21 protein-coding genes and 1 pseudogene are annotated in these 22,532 nt (G+C 61.2%); 5 read left to right on the forward strand and 17 right to left on the reverse strand.

The window, feature by feature from the left end:
* Window positions 1-310 precede the first annotated feature (310 nt).
* From AC2FMY_RS12410 to AC2FMY_RS12420, 3 genes are all read left to right on the forward strand, one after another.
* Entirely contained in the window at window positions 311-1,186 is an 876-nt protein-coding gene (locus AC2FMY_RS12410; protein ID WP_496747168.1) for a fumarylacetoacetate hydrolase family protein, read from the forward strand.
* Window positions 1,187-1,290: 104 nt separating this feature from the next.
* The gene (gene mprF, locus AC2FMY_RS12415) at window positions 1,291-3,900 is read left to right on the forward strand and encodes a bifunctional lysylphosphatidylglycerol flippase/synthetase MprF (RefSeq protein ID WP_496747167.1); all 2,610 of its coding nucleotides are present in this window, start codon (window positions 1,291-1,293) and stop codon (window positions 3,898-3,900) included.
* A 9-nt stretch (window positions 3,901-3,909) separates the two neighbouring features.
* Complete coding sequence (locus AC2FMY_RS12420; RefSeq protein WP_480750601.1) at window positions 3,910-4,233, forward strand: YidH family protein; 324 nt, start codon at window positions 3,910-3,912, stop codon at window positions 4,231-4,233.
* A 112-nt stretch (window positions 4,234-4,345) separates the two neighbouring features.
* Here the strand turns inward: AC2FMY_RS12420 and cydB are convergent, their stop codons facing one another.
* From cydB to AC2FMY_RS12455, 7 genes are read right to left on the reverse strand one after another with little or no spacing between them, the layout of a single operon-like run.
* Window positions 4,346-5,353 (reverse strand): cytochrome d ubiquinol oxidase subunit II, encoded by a 1,008-nt coding sequence (gene cydB / locus AC2FMY_RS12425; RefSeq protein WP_496807454.1) that lies wholly within the window; start codon window positions 5,351-5,353, stop codon window positions 4,346-4,348.
* Between the two features lies 1 nt (window position 5,354).
* Window positions 5,355-6,743, reverse strand: coding sequence for a cytochrome ubiquinol oxidase subunit I (locus tag AC2FMY_RS12430; RefSeq protein ID WP_480750603.1), 1,389 nt, complete (start codon window positions 6,741-6,743; stop codon window positions 5,355-5,357).
* Between the two features lie 48 nt (window positions 6,744-6,791).
* On the reverse strand, window positions 6,792-8,348 hold the full coding sequence (locus AC2FMY_RS12435) for an efflux transporter outer membrane subunit (RefSeq protein WP_496747163.1): 1,557 nt from the start codon (window positions 8,346-8,348) through the stop codon (window positions 6,792-6,794).
* Window positions 8,349-8,374: 26 nt separating this feature from the next.
* Window positions 8,375-9,520 carry an HlyD family secretion protein gene (locus tag AC2FMY_RS12440; protein WP_496807455.1) on the reverse strand — a complete coding sequence of 382 codons (1,146 nt, stop codon included), beginning with the start codon at window positions 9,518-9,520 and terminating at the stop codon, window positions 8,375-8,377.
* A 21-nt stretch (window positions 9,521-9,541) separates the two neighbouring features.
* Window positions 9,542-9,901: a DUF3302 domain-containing protein gene (locus AC2FMY_RS12445; protein ID WP_480750606.1), complete on the reverse strand. Its 360-nt coding sequence runs from the start codon at window positions 9,899-9,901 to the stop codon at window positions 9,542-9,544.
* Window positions 9,902-9,929: 28 nt separating this feature from the next.
* The gene (locus AC2FMY_RS12450) at window positions 9,930-10,514 is read right to left on the reverse strand and encodes a disulfide bond formation protein B (RefSeq protein WP_496747159.1); all 585 of its coding nucleotides are present in this window, start codon (window positions 10,512-10,514) and stop codon (window positions 9,930-9,932) included.
* Between the two features lie 9 nt (window positions 10,515-10,523).
* Complete coding sequence (locus AC2FMY_RS12455) at window positions 10,524-10,679, reverse strand: DUF5993 family protein (RefSeq protein ID WP_480750608.1); 156 nt, start codon at window positions 10,677-10,679, stop codon at window positions 10,524-10,526.
* 223 nt (window positions 10,680-10,902) lie between these two features.
* On the opposite strand from AC2FMY_RS12455, the gene AC2FMY_RS12460 reads away from it, so the two are divergent.
* Entirely contained in the window at window positions 10,903-11,916 is a 1,014-nt protein-coding gene (locus AC2FMY_RS12460) for an NAD-dependent epimerase/dehydratase family protein (RefSeq protein WP_496807456.1), read from the forward strand.
* Window positions 11,917-11,966: 50 nt separating this feature from the next.
* Here AC2FMY_RS12460 and AC2FMY_RS12465 read toward each other — a convergent pair whose 3' ends face one another.
* From AC2FMY_RS12465 to AC2FMY_RS12495, 7 genes are all read right to left on the reverse strand, one after another.
* Window positions 11,967-12,656, reverse strand: coding sequence for a Crp/Fnr family transcriptional regulator (locus tag AC2FMY_RS12465; protein WP_480750610.1), 690 nt, complete (start codon window positions 12,654-12,656; stop codon window positions 11,967-11,969).
* Window positions 12,657-12,834: 178 nt separating this feature from the next.
* Window positions 12,835-14,055: an NADH:ubiquinone reductase (Na(+)-transporting) subunit F gene (gene nqrF, locus AC2FMY_RS12470; RefSeq protein ID WP_496747155.1), complete on the reverse strand. Its 1,221-nt coding sequence runs from the start codon at window positions 14,053-14,055 to the stop codon at window positions 12,835-12,837.
* A 13-nt stretch (window positions 14,056-14,068) separates the two neighbouring features.
* Window positions 14,069-14,677: an NADH:ubiquinone reductase (Na(+)-transporting) subunit E gene (gene nqrE / locus AC2FMY_RS12475; protein WP_480750612.1), complete on the reverse strand. Its 609-nt coding sequence runs from the start codon at window positions 14,675-14,677 to the stop codon at window positions 14,069-14,071.
* Complete coding sequence (locus AC2FMY_RS12480; protein WP_496747153.1) at window positions 14,677-15,330, reverse strand: NADH:ubiquinone reductase (Na(+)-transporting) subunit D; 654 nt, start codon at window positions 15,328-15,330, stop codon at window positions 14,677-14,679. The genes nqrE and AC2FMY_RS12480 overlap by 1 nt, the downstream gene beginning before the upstream one ends.
* The gene (locus AC2FMY_RS12485; protein WP_496807457.1) at window positions 15,330-16,145 is read right to left on the reverse strand and encodes a Na(+)-translocating NADH-quinone reductase subunit C; all 816 of its coding nucleotides are present in this window, start codon (window positions 16,143-16,145) and stop codon (window positions 15,330-15,332) included. Before AC2FMY_RS12485 ends, AC2FMY_RS12480 begins: the two co-directional genes overlap by 1 nt.
* A complete protein-coding gene (locus tag AC2FMY_RS12490; protein WP_480750615.1) occupies window positions 16,138-17,346 on the reverse strand; it encodes an NADH:ubiquinone reductase (Na(+)-transporting) subunit B in 1,209 nt (402 codons plus the stop codon). The genes AC2FMY_RS12485 and AC2FMY_RS12490 overlap by 8 nt, the downstream gene beginning before the upstream one ends.
* A 5-nt stretch (window positions 17,347-17,351) precedes the next feature.
* Window positions 17,352-18,695 carry a Na(+)-translocating NADH-quinone reductase subunit A gene (locus AC2FMY_RS12495; protein ID WP_496807458.1) on the reverse strand — a complete coding sequence of 448 codons (1,344 nt, stop codon included), beginning with the start codon at window positions 18,693-18,695 and terminating at the stop codon, window positions 17,352-17,354.
* Between the two features lie 309 nt (window positions 18,696-19,004).
* Here AC2FMY_RS12495 and AC2FMY_RS12500 point away from each other — a divergent pair, with 309 nt between their 5' ends.
* Entirely contained in the window at window positions 19,005-20,120 is a 1,116-nt protein-coding gene (locus AC2FMY_RS12500; RefSeq protein ID WP_496807459.1) for a THUMP domain-containing class I SAM-dependent RNA methyltransferase, read from the forward strand.
* A 102-nt stretch (window positions 20,121-20,222) separates the two neighbouring features.
* Here the strand turns inward: AC2FMY_RS12500 and AC2FMY_RS12505 are convergent.
* The 3 genes and pseudogenes from AC2FMY_RS12505 to AC2FMY_RS12515 form a co-directional block, all read right to left on the reverse strand.
* Window positions 20,223-20,689 (reverse strand): annotated as a pseudogene (locus AC2FMY_RS12505) (Hsp20 family protein).
* A gap of 126 nt (window positions 20,690-20,815) precedes the next feature.
* The gene (locus tag AC2FMY_RS12510) at window positions 20,816-21,631 is read right to left on the reverse strand and encodes a trypsin-like serine peptidase (protein WP_480750619.1); all 816 of its coding nucleotides are present in this window, start codon (window positions 21,629-21,631) and stop codon (window positions 20,816-20,818) included.
* On the reverse strand, window positions 21,628-22,440 hold the full coding sequence (locus AC2FMY_RS12515) for a trypsin-like serine peptidase (RefSeq protein WP_480750620.1): 813 nt from the start codon (window positions 22,438-22,440) through the stop codon (window positions 21,628-21,630). Before AC2FMY_RS12515 ends, AC2FMY_RS12510 begins: the two co-directional genes overlap by 4 nt.
* Window positions 22,441-22,532: the final 92 nt, after the last annotated feature.

Genomic DNA, 22,532 nt, shown 5'->3' on the forward strand with positions numbered 1-22,532 from the left:
CCTGTTTTCAACACCTTACAAGAAATACACCCGCCCAAATCAAACCAAAAAAACAAACACCACAAACACACATCCCAAAAAATAACAAAACAAAACCCCAAACAATCGGACCATCGCACCATATGTTGTGGACGCCCATCTTGGCGGCACAAGAATTCACTCCACCTGCAAGTACCGCGAGTCGGTTTTACCGCAGCACTTTACATCGGGCCTGTCGGTTTCGGCCCCGCATGCGCCCGGAAGTATTTGCCAGACGCCCCTAATTCCCTAGGGTTGCCGGGACAGTCGACAGCAAGGCGGACATGACGAAATGAAACTGATGCGTATCGGGCAGCCGGGGCAGGAGAAGCCGGCGATTCTGGACGATGACGGGCGGCGGCTGGACGCCTCGTCTCTGGTGGCGGATTGGGGGGGATCGAACCTCGAGCCGACCAAACTCGCGGAACTGGGTCAGGCGGTGCTGGCAGGACTGCCCGTCTTGCCGAATACCGAAAGAATCGGCCCTTGTGTTGCCGGGCCGGGCAAGTTCATCGGCATCGGCCTGAACTATTCCGACCATGCGGCGGAATCGGGGCTGCCGGTACCGACGGAACCCATTCTGTTCATGAAAGCCACGTCGTGCATCTGCGGGCCCAATGACGACGTGATCATCCCGAGGGGATCCGTCAAGACGGATTGGGAGGTCGAGCTTGCGGTGGTGATCGGCCGCGCGGCGCAATATGTGCCTGTCGCCGAGGCGCTGAACCATGTCGCCGGTTATTGCGTTGCCAACGACATATCCGAGCGCAGCTTTCAGATGGAGCGCGGGGGCCAGTGGGTCAAAGGCAAGAGCGCCGACACATTCGGCCCCATCGGCCCGTGGCTGGTGACAGCTGACGAAGTGCCGGATCCGCAGAACCTGAAGCTTTGGCTCAACGTCAACGGGACGGCCCGCCAGAACGGCAACACGGCCACGATGATCTTTGGCGTGGCCGAGCTTGTCTCTTACGTCTCGCAGTTCATGAGCCTGCATCCCGGCGACGTGATCAGTACGGGCACGCCACCGGGTGTCGGGATGGGACAAAATCCGCAAGTGTATCTGTCACCGGGCGATGTGGTGGAACTGGGTGTCGAAGGCCTGGGCGTTCAGCGACAGCGGCTTGTCTCGGCGGACCAGGCCCCCGGAACCACAATCGGCGAACACTAGGCAGGTTGCGTCAACTGTGCGAGGATAACCTTCGATGCCAACGGCTTGCAGGTCTCGCGCCCGCGCAGGGGCGGCACTTGTAGCGCAGGAACCGGGTATGATCGTTGAGTAACACCGAACAGACACAGGACACACCGCCCCTTGACCTGCCCGGTCGGGTTTCCCGTCTGCTGGCACATCCGCTGCTGAAACTGGTGGTGCCGCTGGTGATCGTGGCCATCGCCTTTGTCGTGCTGCGGGACCTGTCGGCGCATGTCAAATGGACGGACGTCAAGGCGGATGTCGCCGACAGCAAATGGAGCACATTGGCGCTGGCGCTGGTCTGGACGGCGGTCAGTTTCCTGTCGATCTCGTTTTACGACATTCTGGCCGTGCGCAGCGTGGCCGATGGCCAGGTTCCGGCCCGCGTGGCCGGGATCGCCGGGGCCAGCGGATATGCGATTTCCAACTTTCTGGGCTTTTCCTATATCACCGGCACTGCCGTTCGGTATCGCATTTATGCCTCGCTCGGGTTGGATCTTGGCCGCGTGGCGGGGGTGATCGCCACCTCATGGGTGGCGTTCTGGATGGGGCTGTGCCTGATACTGGGGGTTCTGTTGACCCTGCACCCCAGCGGTCTGTCCACTGTCCTGCCACTGTCGGACATGATCGAGACCGTGATCGGCATCGGCTTTCTGGTGGCGCTGGCGCTGCTTTTTGGCTGGCTGACCGGCGGCGCGCGGCGGTTCGATTTTCTGGGCTTCGGCTTTGACCTGCCGGGATTCCGGCTGGCCGCCCTGCTGACGCTGGCGGCCATCGGTGATGTCCTGGGGGCGGCGCTGACGCTCAAGGTGCTGATGCCCGCAGATCTGGTTTCGAGCTTTCCGTATTTCTTCACCATCTTCATTGCCGCCATCGCACTCGGCATCCTCAGCCACGCACCGGGCGGTATCGGCGTGTTCGAGGCCACGCTGATTGCCGGGCTGGGCGCGTCGGGCCGGTCCGACGTGATCGCCGCGCTGCTGCTCTACCGGCTGGTCTATACGTTCGTGCCCTTCCTCGTGGCCTGCACTACCATCGCCATAACCAGCGCCATCGCCCGACGACATGCGGTCAAGGGCGCGGCCACATGGGCCTATCGCATGACCCGCCCGGTGGTTCCGATGGCGGCAGCGGCGGTGGCGATGCTGGCCGGAGTGATCCTGCTGATTTCCGGCGCGCTGCCCGCCGACACCAGCCGGCTGGGTGTGCTGCGCGATTTTCTGCCCCTGTCCTTTGTCGAAGCCTCGCACCTTTTGGGCAGCGTGGTCGGCCTGTTGCTGGTTCTGGTATCGCGCGGCCTTTACCGCAAGCTTTACCGCGCCTGGGTGGTGGCGATGCTGCTGATGGCGGTGGGGTTTGTTCTGTCTCTGAACAAGGGGCTGGATGCCGAAGAAGCCATCTGCATGTTGTTCAGCATCACCCTGCTGGGCCTTTTTCGAGGCGCGTTCTATCGGGTGTCCGGCGCGTCGATCTTTCGCCTGAACATCCCGTGGTTCATCGGCATCCTCGCCCTGATGGCGGCGATCTTCTGGATCGGTATGTATGCCTATGGCCACGTGGCCTATCAGAATGCGCTCTGGTGGGATTTCGCGTGGCACGGCGATGCCTCCCGGTTCCTGCGCTCCAGCCTTGTAGTGGCGATCATCCTGGTTGCGGTTGCCTTCAACTCGTTCCTCAGCAAGCCGGTCAAGACCAGTGCGCCGGCGGAAATCCCCGAGGTGGTGCGGAAACTGGCGCTGGAAAGCCCCGATACCGAGTCGCAGATCTCGCTGTCCGGCGACAAGCTGTTCCTGATTTCGCCAGACGAAACGGCCTTTCTGGCCTATGCCGATACCGGCGCCTCGCTGATTTCCAAAAGCGAACCTGTCGGCGACGAAGAGGCCGGGCGTCAGCTGATCTGGCAGCTGCGCGAAATGGCCGACCGCGAAGGCAAGAAATGCGCCTTTTACAGCGTATCGCCCCGGTACCTGCCCACTTTCCTCGACCTCGGGCTGTCGATCCTGAAGATCGGCGAGGTGGCACGGGTCGATCTGACCGGGTTCACGCTGGACGGCTCGTCCAAGAAACGGTTCCGGCAAGCCCGCAACCGGGCCGAGCGCGAAGGCTATGTGTTCGAAGTGGTGCCGCGCAGGGACGTGCCTGCGATCCTGTCCGAACTGCACGGTATCTCGGACAGGTGGCTGACCAACAAGCAAGGCCAGGAAAAGGGTTTTGCCCTTGGAGCGTTCACCAATGCCTATATGTCCAATTTCGACCACGCGGTCCTGCGCAATGGCGAGGATGGCAGGATCGTGGCCTTTGCCAACCTGTTTCAGGGCGGGCACAAAAGCGAGCTGTCGCTTGACCTGATGCGCTATGAACCCGACGCGCCGAGCTTTGTCATGGACGCACTGTTTGCCGAAATGATGCTGTGGGGGTCACAGCAGGGGTTTCACTGGTTCTCGCTGGGTGCCGCGCCGTTCTCCGGGATCGAGAACCGGCAGCTGGCCTCGCTTTGGAATCGGATCGGCGGGCTGGTCTATGAGCATGGCGAGCATTTCTATCACTTCGAGGGGCTGCGCGCCTTCAAACAGAAATTCGACCCGGAATGGACGCCGAACTATCTGGCCAGTCCCGGCGGTCTGGCCGCCGCGCAGGTGCTGTACGAGGTCAATATCCTGATTTCCGGCGGCCTGCGCGGACTGGCCAAATAGGAGGCGGCGATGATCGACAAATTTCGCGACCACGCCGCCAACGAGCGCACTTTTCTGGCCTGGGTTCGGACGGTCATCGGGATCATCGGCTTTGGACTGGTTGCCGCGCGGCTGGGAAGCGACAAGGCGGCCTTCTGGTCCGAGGCCTCGATGCTGGGCGCCGGAGGTGTGGTTCTGGTGCTCGCCTATTTGCGCATGCGACACATCAAAAGGAACATCGCATCGAAGGATAACGTCGAGGACGACACGCTGGTGGCAGATGCGTTGCTGCTGCTTTTGATCGTGTTCCTGTTTGGCCTGCTTGGCGCCTTTGCGCTGCACGTATCTCAGTAATGTCAGCCGATCGCCCAGCGGATCAGCAGCGTCACCGCTCCCAGCACCACGACTCCTCCCGCCCAATAGAGGACGAACCAGCCCAGACGGGTGAACGTACGACGTCTGCCCATCAGTCATAGCTCTTTGACGGATCGACCTTGCCCCGGAAGATCCAATAGGAAAACCCGGAATAGGCCAGGATGACCGGCACCAGGATCAGCGCCCCGATCAGCGCGAACCTCAGGCTTTTGTCCGGCGCGGCCGCCTCGGCGATGCTCAGCGAGGGCGGCACCATGTCGGGATAGAAACTGATACAGACCCCGACATAGCAGATCACGAACAACAACTGCGCCGACAGGAACGGCCTCAGGTCCCGCCCGCTCGCAAGGCCATGCAACAACCGCCAGCCCGTGCCCAGAACCAGCAGCGGCATCGCAACCGAATAAGCGGCGGCGGGCCAGCTCAGCCAGCGGTCCAGATACTGCGGCTCCAGCAAGGCGGTGCGCCAAAGAACCAGGGCTATAAAGGCAAGAACCGCAAAAGTCAGACGGCGCGCCAGATGGCGCATCCGGGCCTGCAACTCCCCTTCGAGCTTGAGGTTCAGCCAGGTCGATCCCAGCAGGGCATAGCCCGTGACCACCGCCACCCCGCACAGGATCGAATACGGAGTCAGCCAGTCAAAAGTCCCCCCGGAGAATTCGCGGCCCGTAACGGATATGCCCTGAACCAGGCCGCCCAGAACGACGCCTTGCAGGAAGCCCGCTTGCAGCGACCCCCACCAGAACGCGGCGTCCCAGAACCAGCGCCAGTTCTGCGTGCGCCAGCGGAATTCGAACGCGACGCCGCGCAGAACCAACCCCAGAAGCATCCCGAAAATCGGAAGGTAAAGGGCGGGCATGATCACGGAATAGGCCAGCGGAAACACCGCGAACAAACCGCCTCCGCCCAGAACGATCCATGTTTCGTTGCCATCCCAGACGGGCACGACCGACTCCATCATCAGCGCCCGTTCGCGCGCCGATCTTGCCGCCGGGAACAGGATTCCGACCCCCAGGTCGAACCCGTCCAGCACCACATAGGCAAGAACCCCGAATGCGATGAGCGCGGCCCAGATGCTCGAAAGTTCGATCCCCAGCATCTCAGCCCCTCCTGTCCAGCGGATGGCGGCTGGCCACGTTCACCGGCTTGCCCGCATGTTCCGGCAGACCCACATCGGGTGCTGAGGACATGAGGCGGAGGATATAGGTGACGCCTGCGGCAAAAACCAAACCATAGACGACGATGAACCCCGTCAGGCTGGAGGCAACCGCCGAAGCCTCGACCGGCGACACCGAATCCGACGTGCGCAACACCCCGTAAACGGTATAAGGCTGCCGCCCGACCTCGGTCGTGACCCAACCCGCAAGTATTGCCACGAATCCGGCGGGCCCCAGCGCTACTGCGGCACGAAGCAGCCATGCGGACTGAAACAACCCCCCGCGCCAGCGCGCCCACACGCCCCAAAGACCCAGCAGCAGGATCGTCACGCCCAGCCCCACCATGATGCGGAAACTGAAAAAGACGATGCCGACCGGCGGCTGATCTTCAAGAGGCACCGTGTCCAGCCCGTCCAGCGGCGCGTTCAGGTCGTGTTTCAGGATCAGGCTCGAAAGCTTGGGGATCGAGATGTCATAGTCGATGCGCTGATTCTTCTGATCGGGAATGCCGAACAGAACCAGCGGTGCGCCATCCGGATAACTTTCGAAATGCCCCTCGATCGCCATGACCTTGACCGGCTGATAAACCAGCGTGTTGCGGCCCTGCGCGTCGCCCGCAAACATCTGCAGCGGTGCCAGGATGATCACCGCCCACATCGCCATCGAAAAACTGCGCCGCGCCGCCGGGTCGGCCCGGTCGCGCAGCAACACCCAGGCCGACGCACCACCAATCACCAACGAGGTGGTCAGGAACGCCGCAAGCACCATGTGGCTCAGCCGATAATGGAACGAGGGGTTGAAAATGACCTCTCCCCAATCGGTCGGCACGAATTGCCCGACGTCGTTGGTGGTGAACCCCGCAGGCGTCTGCATCCAGGAATTCACCGACAGAATCCACGTGGCCGACAACAGCGTGCCAAACGCCACCATGGCCGTTGCAAACATATGCAGCCCGTTGCCCACACGATCGCGCCCGAACAGCATTATGCCCAGAAAGCCGGCTTCGAGGAAAAAGGCGGTCAGAACCTCATAGGCCATCAGCGGCCCGATCACCGGGCCGGCCTTGTCGGCGAACCCGGCCCAGTTGGTGCCAAACTGAAACGACATCACCACGCCCGACACTACGCCCATGCCAAAGGCAACCGCGAATATCCGTCGCCAGTGATCGAACAGGGTGCGATAGACCTGCTCGCCTGTGGTCAGCCAGAGCGCATTCATCACTGCCAGAAAACTCGCCAGCCCGATGGACAGCGCCGGAAAGATGATGTGGAACGAGACGGTAAAGGCAAACTGCATCCGCGCCAGGGTTTCGGCGGTCAGATTGGCAAACATCCAAGCCTCACTTTCCCGACAGGAACCCGGTCACGTACCGCACCCGCCTCAGTCAAGACTCACCCCCGTCGGGGTTTTCTCCAACAGATCGCCCCAGTCGGTGCGATAGGCCATCTCGGCCAGAACCGTATCGGGCAAAAACTCGCGCCCCTGCCGGATCTGCCAGCCGCCGCCCAATCCCTTGTAGATGGCGATCAGGTTCTCCGACACCGAGGCCCGCGCATCGATCAGATCCGCCTCGGACCGCAGCAGGGCCGTCTGCGCGTTCAGCACCCGCGAATAATCCGCCGTCCCGTCGCCGTATTGCGCCACGGCAATGTCGGCGGCGCGTTTCGCCGCCTCGACGCTTTTCTGATAGAACCCTACCTGCTTGCGCGCCTCGCTATAGGCGACCATGGCGTTTTCGACCTCGGAATACGCAACCAGAACCGTGTTCTGGTAATTCGCCACCAAAGCCTGAAACGCCGCGTCCTGCGCCCGCACGTTGTTCTTGATCCGGCCATAGTTGAGCACATTCCACACCACCCCGGCGCTTGCCAGACTGGTGCCACTTGAGGAACTGAACAGGTCATTGCCCGACGACGCCTGCAAGCCGATGGAACCGGTCAGGATGAATTGCGGGTAAAGGTCCGCCATCGCGATGCCGACCTGTGCCGATTGCGCGGCGGCCTCCAGTTCCGCAGCGCGGATATCAGGGCGGCGGCGCAGCAACTCGGCCGGAACGCCGACCGCCACATTGGCTCGGCCCGAAGGGATACGACCGGAATTGCCCAACAGGCCGGTCATCCGCGACGGCGGCGCCCCCAGCAGCACCGCCAGGGCGTTCTTGGCCTGCTGCAGATCGCTTTCCAGCCCCGGCACCAGCGCCTTGGTGTTGTTGAGCAGCGCCGTGGCCTCCTGCACGTCCAGTTCCGTGGTGACGCCGTTGTTGAACCGCAGCTGCGCCAGATCAGAGGATTGCTGTTGCAGTTCGACATTTCTGCGGGCAACCGCCAGCGCCTCCTGCAATGCACGGATGTTGACATAGATCGCCGCGACATCGCCGGTCAGCGTTACCAGCGCATCATCGTAATTGGCCACCTGTGCTGCCAGATTGGCCTTGGCCGCCTGCGTGCCCCGACGCTGCGCGCCCCAGACATCCAGTTCCCACTGTGCGTCGAACCCGACTTCCGAGGTCGCAAATTCCGTATCCAGCGGAATGACGCGGCGGATATCGCGCACCGGGCCGATATTGTCGCTGATCTCGCGCCGCGTGGCCGAGGCGCCGACGACCTGCGATTGCGGGTAAAGCTCGCCAAAGGCGATGCCCAACTGCGCCCGCGCCTGCAACACGCGCGCGCCGGCAATCTGTAGCGTCAGGTTCTGGGCATAGGCCTCGGCCACCAGCTTGTTCAGCGTCGGATCGTTGAACGTCTCCCACCATTTCACCACCGGCGCACTGCGGGCGGTCAAACCGCTTTGCTGGCTGGCGCCGGGACTGTTGGCCTCGATCCACTGTTTCATGACCGGCGAGTTCGGACGAACAAAATTCGGACCCACCGGGGTACAGGCCACCGCCGCCATGAGGCACAGCCCCGCTAATTTGACCTGAACGCGTCTCACCATCCCAGGTTCATCCGAAAAAAACTCCATCAGATATCCAGTGGCCGGATAAAGTTGGCAAAGCTGTACAAGCGTATGTTGATCCGGCGCAGAAACTCAAAGCTTTTCCCCTGCCCCGTGTAAATCGCCACCGCCGCATGGCCGCCCGCCGGAAGCTCGTGCCCCTCGGGCAGGTCCACCGTGATCTGCACCGCAATCCGGCCCGGCAGCTTGGGCAGCACAAACTCGGGCAGACGCCCTGACGGCAGATACTGCCCCTGCGCCGTGGCCCACCAGACCGCTTCGACCCTGCCGGGCAGTATCTCGCCCGGATAGAGATCAAGGGCGACCTCGACCTCCTGCCCCGGCTCCACGAATTTCAGGTTTTGCTGGCGGTATGTGGCCAGAATGTACGGGTTGTCGTCGGTTACGAAACTGGCGATGGCCCCAAGGCGGACGTCGCCCACCACCAGACCGGGCCGGGCCTGCTGCGACACGATCATTCCATCCTCGGGCGCATAGATCGTCGTGTTCTGCAGAAAGTACTCGGCCTCGGCCAGTTGCGCACGGGCCTGCGCCACCCCGGTATTCACCCCGTCGATATTGGATTCCAGTGCCAATTCGGCCTTTTTCTGGTTGGCCTCGGCCTGCCGAACCTGCGCCTCGTCCTCGGTCACCTGTTCGACCCAGCGTTCCAGTTCATCCTGCCGCGCGCCACCGGCGGGCACCAGTTTCTCGTACCGCTGACGCTGATTGACTGCATATCCCAATTGTGCCGTCGCCCGTTCGACCGCCTCGGTCGCGGCCTTTACATCCTGTTCCATGATCTTGACGTTCTGCTCGGCGGCGGCCAGTTGCGCCTTGGCCGAATTCACCGCCAGCTCAAAGATCGTCTTGTCGAACCGATACAGAGGATCACCCTTCTTGACCGGCTGGTTCGGCGTCACCAGCACTTCGCTCAGGATCGTCGGTTGCGTCAGCTTGGGCACGATCTGGATCGTCGAACGCACCACATGCGCATCGACCGAGAAGGGCTGGAAAAACCGCAGAGCGACCAGAAAGATCAACAGCAGATGCGCACCCACCCAGAACGAGACGACGCCCCAGTAGATGTTGAATGTCAGCAGTTTCGCCTTGAAGAAGATGAACCAGACGAAAATGATGTAGAAAAGGGTGATGCCAACGGCGACGAACATATGGGGTCAACTCACTATCGGTTACGCCTTGGACTCTTCGTCGGTTGGCGGGTCCTGATATTCAGGCTTCACCTTTCCGCCAAGCCGTTCGATTTCCTTGCGGATCGCGTCGCGCTCTTGATCGGGGTTGCGGCGAATATCGACGGTGACGCCCTCGTGGAAGGCCCAGATAAAGGCATGCACCCACGGCACCACCGCCAGAAACCCCATCCAGCCCATGATCTTGACCGCTTCGGCATGAGGGTGATTGCGGCTGATGGCGATGCGGCCGGGCAATCCCATGATGAACAGCACCAGCGCCATGAACGCGACCAGCAACAGGATCAGCGCCGCAAAGGTCAGGTAGTCATAATACCCCAACGGTTGTCCCAGTAATCCCATCCGTCTCCTCCTCTTTGTCCTGGGTGCGTCACGACCCGCTTGTGCCCGCATCCTCCAGCAGCTTGTAATCCGTCGGCGGATCGGCACAGACCGTCGGCCCGCATTCCAGAAGCGCCGAGCCTGCGTTCAGCACAGCCAGCGCAAGCATCGTGAAGAAAGCAATCTTTGCCAGCCTGTTGCCGCCAAAGCGCTTTGCGGATTGCGGATCGGCGGGCCGTTCATATTGCCCTTCGGACAACAACATCACCGATGTGCCCACAATGACCAGAAAGAACGCGATCCCTGCCCAGGTATAATAGTGCAACCCCAGAACCGGTGACCCGTAATGCCCGGTGCCCGGCACGATATGCAGCAGAATCTGGCGGATGGACACGCTGCCACCATAGACCGCGGCGATCAGCATCAGCGCATAGTGGCGCGCACGCGGACCATAAAGCAGGTTCAGTCCTATCCCGAACCCAACCAGAACAAATCCGACCCTTTGCAACAGGCAAAGGGGGCATGGCAGTTCATAAAGCCAAAGCTGAAAGACAAACGCCAGCGCCAGCACAAGGCAAACCGCCAGCATCCCGACTGCGTTCAGAGTGCGTGAAGTTTCAAAACTCAACGTCATACGCACACCCTACAACTGAATCGTGAGGACAGAAGTTGCGTGGTATTTCAACCAATAGAGGCTGAGCAGAAACGTGACCGCAAACACGGAATAGGCAACGCGGTTCAGCGCGAAGAATGAAAGGATCATGCAAACAACCAAAAGCGCGAAAAGCAACGCAATCATCGCTCCGACCTCCTGTCTCGGGCGAAAACACATGTAACCAGTCCCGCCATAGTGGCAGCCCGGTTCTGTTGTGGCAAGCCTGCTGACATTGCGCCCCAAATGCCCGTGAAACGCCACGGCGGGCCCGCCGCTGCGCTGGATACATCTGAAGAAAATTTCGACCGTACATTGACCAAACCGCAGGAATTGGCTCACAAGGTTGCCCAATGGCATGAGGGACAAGATGAAAAACATACTGGTTACTGGTTCTGCGGGGTTTATCGGCTTTCATTTGTGCAGGCTCCTTTTGGCCGAAGGATTCCGAGTGCACGGCTATGACGGAATGACCGATTACTATGATGTCGCCCTGAAACGCCGTCGGCACCAGATGCTGATGCAGACACCGGGATTTACCGCGACCGAAGACATGCTGGAAAATCACGAGCGCCTGATGCGGGTAGCCGAGGAATTTCATCCCGATGTCATCATCCATCTCGCCGCCCAGGCGGGGGTGCGCTACAGCCTTGAAAACCCGCGCAGCTATGTCGAATCGAATGTCGTCGGCACCTTCAACGTGATGGAAGTGGCGCGCACCCTTCAGGTGGAACACCTGTTGATGGCCTCGACCTCGTCCATCTATGGCGCCAACGAGGACATGCCGTTCACCGAACTGGACAAGGCCGACAATCAGCTCACCATCTATGCCGCGACCAAAAAGGCGAACGAGGCGATGGGCCATTCCTATGCCCATCTGTGGAACCTGCCCACCACCATGTTTCGGTTCTTCACCGTCTATGGCACCTGGGGCCGCCCCGATCTGGCCTATTTCAAGTTCACCGACGCAATCCTGAACGACCGCCCCATCGACGTCTACAATCACGGCGACATGTATCGCGATTTTACCTATGTCGAAGATCTGGTGCGCGGTATCCGCCTGTTGATCGACGCGGTGCCGGTGCGCCCCGAAAGCGCTGCCGATATCGAGGATGGCGACAGCCTCTCGCCCATCGCGCCCTTCCGGATCGTCAATATCGGCAATTCCGACAAGGTGCGCCTGCTGGATTTCATCGAAGCGATCGAGGATGCGCTCGGCAAGAAGGCCGTTCGCAATTATATGCCGATGCAAAAGGGCGACGTGCCCGCCACCTGGGCCGATACCAGCCTGCTGCAGCGCCTGACCGGATATCGGCCCGAGACCAATATCCGCAAGGGACTTGCCGAATTCGTCGACTGGTATCGCGACTATTACGGCAAATAGTCCCCTCTCGCCGGTTCGGCGGGGAACCAAAGGTTCGGTGCATTCAGACGTCAATGCACCGAAAGCATCCCGCCTTCCACGCCTTCGGAAAATGACCGGAGCGCATCGACACTCTTGATCGTCACTTTTCTTTGCTGAATCGCCACGCCAAACGGCTTGAGACGACCGAACGCCCGCGACAGGCTTTCCGGTTTCATACCCAGCTTGCCCGCAAGCAGGTTTTTCTCGAACGGCAGCTCGATGTCCCCGTTCTCTGCCGAGCTTTCGGCCAGGCTGAGCAGATAGTCGGACAGCCGCTCGACACCTGTTTTGACCTTCAGCCGCTCGACATCGTCCATCAGCGCCTCGATATGGCCCGATGCGGCCGCCAGCACGACGGTCATGATCTCACGATGCGCGTCCTGACATGCAAAGACGCTCGACGGATCGAGATACAGAATTGTGCAATCGCTGACAGCCTGAGCCGATGCCGAACTGTGCCTGCCCTGCAGCGAGGCGATCTCATCAAAGCTTTGCCCTTCCTTCAGCGTCGCAAGGATGGCTTCGCCGCCGTTTTGTGAGATTCGATACAGCTTCACCCAGCCCGATTGCACGACCTTGAGTGTTCTGGTGGCTTCGCCCTGCAGGCAGATCGTCGAGCCGCGATCAAAGGTTCGCGTGCGCGCCTTGGCCAGCAGGCAATCCCTGACCTTTGCAGAAAGTTGTTCGAAAATAGAACCTTGCGGCGCATAACTTGCCATGCGTGTGAATCTCCTGTTCGCAATCGGAGTGCTAGGGAGATTTTCAAGGTCTCGTATTGAGCCAGATCAAATTGACCAGAAAGTATCGACGCACCGGAATCAAATGGCGGCGCGGTCGTAAACAGAGGTTCCGTCGCCGACAACGAAAAACCGGCGCATGTCGCGCCGGTGTCCTTTCTTACCCGCCGAAATCGTCGAGCATGATGTCTTCGCGATCCACGCCCAGATCCAGCAGCATGTTGATGACCGACTGGTTCATGATCGGCGGACCACACATGTAATATTCGCAATCCTCGGGTGCCGGATGGTTCTTGAGGTATTCCTCGAACAGCACATTGTGGATGAAGCCGGTATAACCTTCCCAGTCATCGCCCGGCTGCGGATCACTCAACGCCACGTGCCATTCGAAATTCGGATTCTCTGCGGCCAGCGTGTCGAAATCCTCGACAAAGAACATCTCTTTTCGGGACCGCGCGCCGTACCAGAACGAAATTTTCCGCTTGGAACCAAGTCGCTTGAGCTGGTCGAAGATGTGGCTGCGCATCGGCGCCATACCCGCGCCACCGCCGATGAACACCATCTCCTTGTCGGTATCGCGGGCAAAGAACTCGCCGAACGGGCCGGAAATGGTGACCTTGTCACCCGGTTTCAGGTTGAAGATATAAGACGACATCTGCCCCGGCGGGATGCCTTCGGCCCCCGGCGGCGGCGAGGCGACGCGAACGTTCAGCATGATCATACCGCGCTCTTCGGGATAGTTCGCCATCGAATAGGCACGTTCGATCGGCTCATTCACCACCGACTTGTACTGCCACAGATTGAACTTGTCCCAATCCTCGCGATACTCCTCCTGCACGTCGAAATCAGTATAGGAGAGTTGGTGCGCGGGCGCTTCGATCTGGATATAGCCCCCGGCGCGAAAGTTCACGTCCTCGCCCTCGGGCAGATCCAGCGTCAGCGCCTTGATGAAGGTCGCAACGTTGTCGTTCGAGCGAACAGTGCATTCCCATTTCTTGACGCCAAAGACCTCTTCGGGAACTTCGATCTCCATATCCTGCTTGACCGCAACCTGACACGACAGACGGTCGCCACAGGATGCTTCGCGCTTGGTGATATGGCTTTCTTCGGTCGGCAGGATAGAACCGCCACCGGAATGCACACGCACACGGCATTGCGCGCAAGTACCGCCACCACCGCAGGCCGATGGCACGAACAGTTTCTCGGCCGCCAGTGTCTGCAACAGCTTGCCGCCCGCAGGAACCGATATGGTTTTCTCACCGTTGATGGTGATGTTGACGTTTCCGGTCGATACCAGCTTGGACCGTGCGGCCATGATGATGGCCACAAGCGCCAGAACGATCAGGGTGAACAGGACAACGCCGAGCGAAAAGGTTTCCATTCTCACGCCCCCCTTACAGTTTCACGCCCGAGAAGGACATGAAGGCCATCGCCATCAGCCCGGCGGTGATAAAGGTGATGCCCAGCCCTTGCAGCCCGTCCGGCACGTCCGAGTATTTCAGTTTTTCGCGCACCCCCGCCATCGCGGTAATCGCCAGCGCCCAGCCGAACCCGGACGATACGCCATAGGTGGCCGCCTCGGCAAAGTTATAGTCGCGTTCGACCATGAACAGCGAGCCGCCCAGAATGGCGCAGTTCACCGTGATCAGCGGAAGGAAGATCCCCAGCGCGTTGTAGAGCGGTGGGAAATACTTATCGAGGATCATCTCGAGGATCTGAACCATCGCCGCGATCACGCCGATATAGGAAATCAGCCCGAGAAAGGTCAGGTCCACATCCGGGAACCCGGCCCATGCCAAAGCGCCCGGTTTCAGCAGGAAGGACAGCAACAGGTTGTTGGCCGGCACGGTGATGGCCTGCACCACCATGACCGAAATCCCCAGCCCCAGCGCCGTCGAAATCTTTTTCGACACGGCAATGAAGGTACACATGCCAAGGAAAAAGCTGAGCGCAAGGTTTTCGATAAAGACGGCCTTCACGGCCAGAGAGATAAGCCCTTCCATCAGTGCGCCTCTACCTGCTGGATTTTGTAATCACGTTCTTCGACCTGGTTCGGCTTCCACGTACGGAAAGCCCAGATCAGCAGGCCGATCACGAAAAACGCAGACGGCGGCAGCAGCAGCAACCCGTTAGGCACGTACCAGCCGCCATTGTTTACCGTCTGCAGGATCGTAACGCCGAACAGGCTGCCCGATCCGAACAATTCGCGGATGATGCCCACCAGCATCAGGATCAGGCCATAGCCCATGCCATTGCCCAGACCGTCGATGAACGACGCCACCGGCGGGTTCTTCATGGCGAATGCCTCGGCGCGGCCCATAACGATGCAGTTGGTGATGATCAGGCCGACGAACACCGACAGCGTCTTGGAAATCTGAAAGGCATAGGCCTTGAGGATCTGATCCACCAGAATCACCAACGACGCGATGATCACCATCTGCACGATGATCCGGATCGAGCCGGGAATCTGGTTGCGCAGCATCGAGATGAACATCGACGAAAACGCCGTCACCGACGTCACCGCTATGGCCATGACAAAGGCCACTTGCAGTGATGATGTTACAGCCAGTGCCGAACAGATACCCAGCACCTGCAAGGTGATCGGGTTGTTGTCGACAAGGGGGTCGACCAGCAGCTCTTTCTTGGTCTGCGACATCAGATCTCTCCTGCTTGCAACTTGGCCAGGAACGGCGCGTAACCCGCATCGCCCATCCAGAATTTCACAAGGTTGTCGACCCCGCGCGATGTCAGGGTCGCGCCCGCAAGCGCGTCGACGAAAAATTCGGGCCCGGCCGCAGGCTGCGACTTGGCGACGGTGATCTGCAACACACCCGCGTCGTCGCGCAGCTTCTTGCCGTTCCACAGTGCCTTCCAGCGCGGGTTGTCCACCTCGGCACCCAAACCGGGCGTTTCACCATGCTGATAGAATTGCAGGCCATAGATATCGTTGCCGTTATTCTCCAGCGCGATGAAACCGTACAGAGTGGACCACAACCCATAGCCATGCAGCGGCAGGATCACCTTGTCCAACGCCCCCGCGTCGTCGCGCAGCAGATAGATCACCCGGTATTTGGCCTTGCGGCCAATGCTTGCAGGGTCGTCGTCAAGCGCGACGCTCAGGTCCGGATCACCGGCAGCGGCCATATCATCAAAGGTGGTCGGGTCAAGCTGATCGTCCACAAAATCGCCCGTTGCCAGATCCAGCACATGCGGCTCGAATGCGGCAAATGCTTCGGTGATATTGACGCCGGGTTCATACACCCCCGCCACCTGCAGGATGTTGACCTGCTTGTCCTTCAGCTTGTTGGCCTCCTGCACCGGGCGCAGGCTCACTGCCGCGGCCGACACGATCATCGAAGCAACAAGGCAGACCGCCACGGCGATGAAGATCGTCTTGCCCACCGAATCCGGCGAGGCCGCCAGAAACCGGGCAATCGCGCCCTTGGGTTCAGGGGATTGCGTATCAGACATGGCGACGCGCCCTCCGTTTGATATTGGCCTGCACCACGAAATAGTCGATCAGCGGCGCAAAGACGTTGCCGAACAGGATGGCCAGCATCATGCCTTCGGGGAAAGCCGGGTTCACCACACGGATCAACACAACCATGACACCGATCAGCGCGCCATAGACGTATCGGCCCACATTGGTGTGGCTGGCCGAAACCGGCTCGGTCACCATGAAGGCGAGGCCAAAGGCGTAGCCGCCCAGCACGACGTGCCAGTACCACGGCATTGCGAACATCGGGTTCGTCTCGGACCCGATCAGGTTCAGCAGCCAGGTGAATGCGATGGTGCCCGCCAGACAGCCCAATATCAGGCGGTAATTGGCGATCTTGGTAATCAGCAGGAAGGCCAGACCGATCATGCAGGCCAGTGTCGAGGTTTCCCCGATGCTGCCTTGGATGGTGCCGTAAAACGCGCTCCACCAGGTAATGCCGTCAGCGGCCAGCGCCTGATATCCTTCGGCGGCCGACACCGCCAGAGCCGTCGCACCGGAAAACCCGTCGACCGGGGTCCAGACCGCATCGCCCGACATGTTCGCAGGATAGGCGAAATACAGGAACGCCCGCCCCACCAATGCCGGGTTGAGGAAGTTCTTGCCGGTACCGCCAAACACCTCTTTGCCGATCACGACGCCAAAGATGATCCCCAGCGCCACCTGCCACAAGGGCGTCGTGGCGGGCATGATCAGCGCATAAAGCATTGAGGTCACAAGGAACCCTTCGTTCACCTCGTGCCCGCGCACGGTGGCAAAGATCACCTCGAAAATCCCGCCTGCCACCAGCGTGACGATGTAGATCGGCAGGAAATACAGCAATCCGTGCATGAAATTGGCAAACATGCTGGTCGGGTCCAGCGAAATGCCGAACATCTGCAACAGGGCGATCCGCCAGCCGGTCGCGGCCTCGGGCCCCATCACCGCAAGCGCCGAGTTGGCCTGATAGCCGGTGTTCCACAGTCCCCACAGGATACACGGGATGGTGGCGATCACGACATAGGTCATGATCCGCTTCATATCCACGTAAGACCGCGCATGGGGCGCGACCGAGGTCACGGTTTTCGGCGTATAGATGAAACTCTCGACCATCTCGTAGACGGGAAAGAGTTTTTCGTACCGGCCGCCCTTGGTGAAATGCGGCTCGATCCGGTCAAAGAAGCTGCGCAATCCCATCCGGCTCAGCCCTCCTTTTCAATCTTGCTGAGGCAGTCGCGCAGCGCCAGCCCGTATTCGTACTTGGCCGGACAGGCAAAGCCCACAAGGCCCAGATCCTCTTCGTCCAGCTCCAGCGCGCCCAGCGCCTGCGCGGTGTCGGTGTCCATCACCAGAAGTGCGCGTAAAAGCTGTGTCGGCAGGTAGTCCTGCGGCATCAGTTCTTCGAACGTGCCCGTGGGCACCATCGCGCGGCGACCGCCGTTGAGGTTGCTGGTGAAGGCATAAACCTTCTTGGCAAAGGCCGACCCCAGCACCGGCTGCACCGCGTATTTCGACGGCATCGGACGGATCCAGCCCATCGGGATCTGTTCGCGATCCTCGCGGATCAGGGCCACCTGCCGCGCAAACCGGCCCAGATAGGCAAACGCACCCTCGGCATGACGCCCCGACAGGATCGACCCCGAAATGACCCGTACCGGGCCATCCACGGCAACCTCTCCCCGTGTCAGTTCCTCGGTCGAGGCACCCATGACGGTACGGATCAGACGCGGCTGCCGCGCGGCGGGGCCCGACAGGGCCACCACGATGCTCGGATCCAGATGCCCGGTCAACATCAGCCGGCCAATGGCGATCACGTCCTGATAGCCGATGGTCCAGACCTGCGACTCGGCCCTGAGCGGTTTCAGAAAATGGATATGCGTGCCGGCCAGCCCCGACGGGTGCGGCCCGGCAAAGGCGGCCGCCTCGACCCCCGGCAGGTCAGCGCCGGCGATCTGGTCCCCGTCTTTGTGACACAGATAGGTCTTGCCCTCGGTCAGCTTCGACACGGCGGCAAGACCGGCGGCAAACGCCTCTTGCGCCTCGCCGATGATCAGGGCCGCGTCGGCGGCCAGCGGTTCGCTGTCCATCGCGGTGACGAAAACCGCCTCGGGCGCGGCACCCGGCTGTGGCATCCTGGAATAGGGACGGGTACGGAACGCCGTCCACAGGCCGCCGGCGCACAGCCTGGCGGTCACGCCCTGGGCCGTGTCGGCATCACCCACACCCGAGAAATCGAGGCCAGCGTCACTGGCGTCGCCAACTTCGATCACCACGCTTTGCAGCACCCGCCGCGCACCCCGGTTGACGGCGACGACCTTGCCGCTCATCGGGGCGACCATCATCGCGTCGGGGGCATCCTTGTGACAGAACAGCGGTGTACCGCGCTGCACCTCGTCCCCTTCTTCGATCAGCATGCGCGGCTTCAGTCCGATGTAATCGGCCCCCACCACCGCAACCGTCGAAACTTCGGGGCCTTCGTGGATCTTCTGTTCGGGCGCGCCTTCGACCGGCAGGTCCAGCCCCTTTTTCAGTTTGAAAGTTTGCATGTCGCTACGTTCTTCCAAGCCTTTGTTCCAAGCCAGTGTGTCCCTACTGGTCGATGTCAGCAATGCTGATACCGGGAAGCGCAGGCCAAAGGCCTGTCAAATCCGCCAGAAACGGGCGGGAATCCGCAGGTATCGCGTTGGTTTGGGGGTCCGTTTACGCGGGGACGCTCTCGAACGCAAACCTGTTACCGCTCAACAAATCGTTCGGCCGCCGTTTTTTTGGCGAATTGCGCCGCAATCGGGCGCTTTCGTCGCGCCCCAACGCAAATCACCCTCGCACGGCAATCCGGCCCGGTATATGCAGCGGACATGACAACAGATGACGACATGGAAATCTTTCTGGTGGCCACACCCGGCCTGGAACAGCCGCTCTGCGCCGAGGCCGCCGAAAAGGGCTTCGCCAAGCCACGCGCAGTGCCCGGCGGCGTGGTCTGCAGCGGCAACTGGTCTGAAATCTGGCGCGCCAATCTGCAACTGCGCGGTGCAAACAAGGTGCTGGCGCGTATCGGCGCCTTTCCCGCCGTCCATCTGGCGCAACTCGACAAACGCGCCCGCAAGTTTCCCTGGGCCGACGTTCTGCGCCCCGACATGCCGGTCCGGGTCGAGGCGACAAGCCGCAAGTCGCGCATCTACCACGCCGGCGCCGCGCGCCAGCGGGTGGAAACGGCAATTTCCGAATCATTGGGCGTGCCGATCGATCCCGAAGCCGGGGTCCGGGTCATGCTGCGCATCGAAAAAGACCTGTGCACCTTCTCGCTGGACACCTCCGGAGAGCCGCTGCACAAGCGCGGCCACAAAGAGGCCGTGGCCAAGGCCCCCATGCGCGAGACCATGGCGGCGATGTTCCTGCGGGAATGCGGCTTCGACGGCACCGAACCGGTGCTCGACCCGATGTGCGGCTCGGGCACCTTCGTCACCGAAGCAGCGGAAATCGCGCTGGGGCTTGATCCCGGACGCTCCCGCAACTTTGCCTTCGAACAGCTTGCCTCGTTTCAGCCTCAGGCGTGGGCCAAAATGCACGCCGCCGGCCAAGCGCGGCAAACCGATCAACTGTTCCACGGATCGGACCGCAACGCAGGCGCGATCGAGGCCAGCCGCGCCAATGCCGACCGCGCCGGGGTGGCCCGGATCACCCGGTTTCACAACCGCACCATCAGCGATCTGAAGCCGCCCGAAGGCCCCACCGGCCTGGTCATCGTCAACCCGCCCTATGGCGGACGGATCGGGGACGAAAAGCGCCTGCGCTCGCTCTATGGCGCGCTGGGCAAAGTCTTGATGGACCGCTTCAAGGGCTGGCGCGTGGGCATTGTGACCAGCAATCAGGGGTTGGCACGGTCGACCCGGCTGCCACTGCTGGCGCCGGGGCCAATTGTCGATCACGGTGGTACAAAGATCCGCCTTTATCGGACCGATCCCCTGCCCTGACCCGCCCGCAAACGCAAAGCGCCCCACGCTTTCCGGGCGCGGGGCGCATGAGGCGTCAATCGAGGAAGGGATCGATCTCTACGCCTTGGGTTCGATGGACCCTCAGTTCACGGCCTTGGCGTCCACAACGTCCTTCTCGATGGCCTTGGCCGACGCGATCTCGATCCGGCGCGGTTTCAGCGCCTCGGGCACCTCGCGCTTCAGTTCGATATGCAGCATGCCGTTTTCCAGGCTGGCCCCGGTCACACGTACATGATCGGCCAGTGCAAACCGGCGCTCGAACGCGCGGGTGGCGATACCGCGATGCAGATAGGTGCGCTCGTTGTCCTCGTCGGCCTTGCGACCGGCAACGACCAGTGAATTCTCTTTCATCTCGACCGACAGGTCATTCTCGGCGAAACCGGCGACCGCCACCGAAATCCGGTAAGCGTCTGCTGCAGTTTTTCAATGTTGTAAGGGGGATAGCTCGGCTGAGCCACGTCGCTGCTCATAACGCGATCCATCATGTCGGCGATCTGGTCAAAACCGATGGTGGCGCGGTGCAGGGGTGCAAAATCAAACGTACGCATATTCGTCATCCTCATCTCTGGAGCGATTTCCGAGTTGTGCCCTCCGTCCGGACGGGCGGTTACGATATACCGGACCCCGAAAGCGGCGATCCGATACTCAGGAAATGGGAAGTCAGATGATCGAGTTCAAGACCCGCTTGAGCCAATGAACTTGGCCCCGCCCAGGGATTTTTCCGCCCCCACGCCAAGCCGCTTGATCGTGGGCTGTGGCCGCGGCGCGTCCCGGCGCAGGATCGCTTTCAACTCGGACACGATACGGGGCAGTTCCATGCCGAACCCCACGGTGCGCCCGCCAATCGACCCGCCCGCCGACACCACCGACAGAATCTGCCATCGCGGCCCGGATCTGGCCAATATGGCAGACCCGGAAGACCCAAAAGTGATGTTGCAGTCAAAGGCGATCAGCCCTTCGCCCCGCCGCAGAATATTGCAGGACCGCTGCCGCGTAATCGCCTCGGACCGCCCCCGGCCATAAGAGGCCACACTGACCTCAGAGCCAGAGATATCGCCCTGATGCAGCGCGAAGGCATTCGCCTCGCCAAACCCGATTGGCGCGTCCAGCCGCATCAGCGCCACATCCCGCTTGACCCGTTCTGCCGACACCCCGGCCCGGGCCGTGAAATCAGGCGGCACGGCGATCTGCACCACTTTGCGGTCGGCCACCGACTTGCCGTCATGCAGCCCGGCGCGAAAGGTCACGGCCCCGGACTCAAACGGTTTTCCGGTTCTTGCGTCAAACGCGCAATGGGCTGCGGTCAGCACCAGATCCCGCGCAATCAGCGTTCCGGTGCAAAACCCCGTATCCCCCAGATCCAGCCGCCCGACGGCCTCCCAGCCCAGCAGATCCTCGCGATCCGACAAGCGGCGCTGGCCGCTGTTCTGGGCAAGGCCTTGCGTGGACAGGACGCAAATCGCAATCAGGACAGAAATCAGACGGGTCATGGTTTCAGGAACTTGGCCCCGTTCTGGTTGCGCACGCTTCCGACACTGATCCGGCTGGCACCGTTGACCGGGGTTTTTGCGAACCCGCGTCCCGCCGACAACTCGGCTTGCAGCAATTCCAGCGATTCCTCCAGCGCGGTGCCCAGCGCCACCCGCTGGCCATCCAGTTCGGCCTTGGCCGAGACCACCGACACGATGCGAGGACGTTCGCCATCAAACGAAAAGACCGGCGCCCCGGACGAGCCGTAATCGACGTCGCACGACATCACCAGCACGCCGCGCTGCCGCGCCATGACGGAACAGACCTCCTGCAGCGATGGCGCCTCGGCCCGGTCCTTGGCGTATGAAACAATGCCGACGCCCTCGCCGCGCTTGGGCCTGCGGCCGGTGTCAAAGGGCAAAACCGTGGTGTTCCGGATAGGTTGCGACAGTTCGATCAACGCCACGTCATGGCGCACCCGTGCGGTCGAGGCCTCACCATCAAAGCGATAGGCCGGATGCACCACCGCCTGCCGAACCGACCGATAGGCCGAGGCCTGACCCCGCCGCCAGCCCGCCAGGAACTCGATCCGCGCCGGATCAACTCGCTCTTTGGTTTCCTTGTCGTACAGGCAATGCGCCGCCGTCAGCACCAGATTCGGGCCGATCAGCGAGCCGGTGCAAAACCCCGTGCCCCCGATATCCAGACGCCCGACCCCCAACCATTCGCGCCCCGCATCCGAGGTTTCAAGGCTTTCCAACGCCGAATCCTGTGCCACCGCTGCCACCGGCAACAGCGCCACGATGAAAGCTTTGACCCAGTTCCTCACCTGTTCCTCCGGCCTTGCCACAAGGCCAGAGTGATACCGAAGAGCTGCGGCAAAAATAGGGCGCGCCCATCAAGGCCCGCAACTGATGCCGC

The organism is Ruegeria sp. YKSE079 (assembly GCF_059612845.1).

What these genes read in the sequence shown, in the direction of transcription:
- AC2FMY_RS12410 (WP_496747168.1), top strand. Translation starts at nt 311, where the DNA reads ATGAAACTGATGCGTATCGGGCAGCCGGGGCAGGAGAAGCCGGCGATT.
- AC2FMY_RS12420 (WP_480750601.1), top strand. Translation starts at nt 3,910, where the DNA reads ATGATCGACAAATTTCGCGACCACGCCGCCAACGAGCGCACTTTTCTG.
- cydB (WP_496807454.1), bottom strand. Translation starts at nt 5,353, where the DNA reads ATGCTGGGGATCGAACTTTCGAGCATCTGGGCCGCGCTCATCGCATTC.
- AC2FMY_RS12430 (WP_480750603.1), bottom strand. Translation starts at nt 6,743, where the DNA reads ATGTTTGCCAATCTGACCGCCGAAACCCTGGCGCGGATGCAGTTTGCC.
- AC2FMY_RS12435 (WP_496747163.1), bottom strand. Translation starts at nt 8,348, where the DNA reads ATGGTGAGACGCGTTCAGGTCAAATTAGCGGGGCTGTGCCTCATGGCG.
- AC2FMY_RS12440 (WP_496807455.1), bottom strand. Translation starts at nt 9,520, where the DNA reads ATGTTCGTCGCCGTTGGCATCACCCTTTTCTACATCATTTTCGTCTGG.
- AC2FMY_RS12445 (WP_480750606.1), bottom strand. Translation starts at nt 9,901, where the DNA reads ATGGGATTACTGGGACAACCGTTGGGGTATTATGACTACCTGACCTTT.
- AC2FMY_RS12450 (WP_496747159.1), bottom strand. Translation starts at nt 10,514, where the DNA reads ATGACGTTGAGTTTTGAAACTTCACGCACTCTGAACGCAGTCGGGATG.
- AC2FMY_RS12455 (WP_480750608.1), bottom strand. Translation starts at nt 10,679, where the DNA reads ATGATTGCGTTGCTTTTCGCGCTTTTGGTTGTTTGCATGATCCTTTCA.
- AC2FMY_RS12460 (WP_496807456.1), top strand. Translation starts at nt 10,903, where the DNA reads ATGAAAAACATACTGGTTACTGGTTCTGCGGGGTTTATCGGCTTTCAT.
- AC2FMY_RS12465 (WP_480750610.1), bottom strand. Translation starts at nt 12,656, where the DNA reads ATGGCAAGTTATGCGCCGCAAGGTTCTATTTTCGAACAACTTTCTGCA.
- nqrF (WP_496747155.1), bottom strand. Translation starts at nt 14,055, where the DNA reads ATGGAAACCTTTTCGCTCGGCGTTGTCCTGTTCACCCTGATCGTTCTG.
- nqrE (WP_480750612.1), bottom strand. Translation starts at nt 14,677, where the DNA reads ATGGAAGGGCTTATCTCTCTGGCCGTGAAGGCCGTCTTTATCGAAAAC.
- AC2FMY_RS12480 (WP_496747153.1), bottom strand. Translation starts at nt 15,330, where the DNA reads ATGTCGCAGACCAAGAAAGAGCTGCTGGTCGACCCCCTTGTCGACAAC.
- AC2FMY_RS12485 (WP_496807457.1), bottom strand. Translation starts at nt 16,145, where the DNA reads ATGTCTGATACGCAATCCCCTGAACCCAAGGGCGCGATTGCCCGGTTT.
- AC2FMY_RS12490 (WP_480750615.1), bottom strand. Translation starts at nt 17,346, where the DNA reads ATGGGATTGCGCAGCTTCTTTGACCGGATCGAGCCGCATTTCACCAAG.
- AC2FMY_RS12495 (WP_496807458.1), bottom strand. Translation starts at nt 18,695, where the DNA reads ATGCAAACTTTCAAACTGAAAAAGGGGCTGGACCTGCCGGTCGAAGGC.
- AC2FMY_RS12500 (WP_496807459.1), top strand. Translation starts at nt 19,005, where the DNA reads ATGACAACAGATGACGACATGGAAATCTTTCTGGTGGCCACACCCGGC.
- AC2FMY_RS12510 (WP_480750619.1), bottom strand. Translation starts at nt 21,631, where the DNA reads ATGACCCGTCTGATTTCTGTCCTGATTGCGATTTGCGTCCTGTCCACG.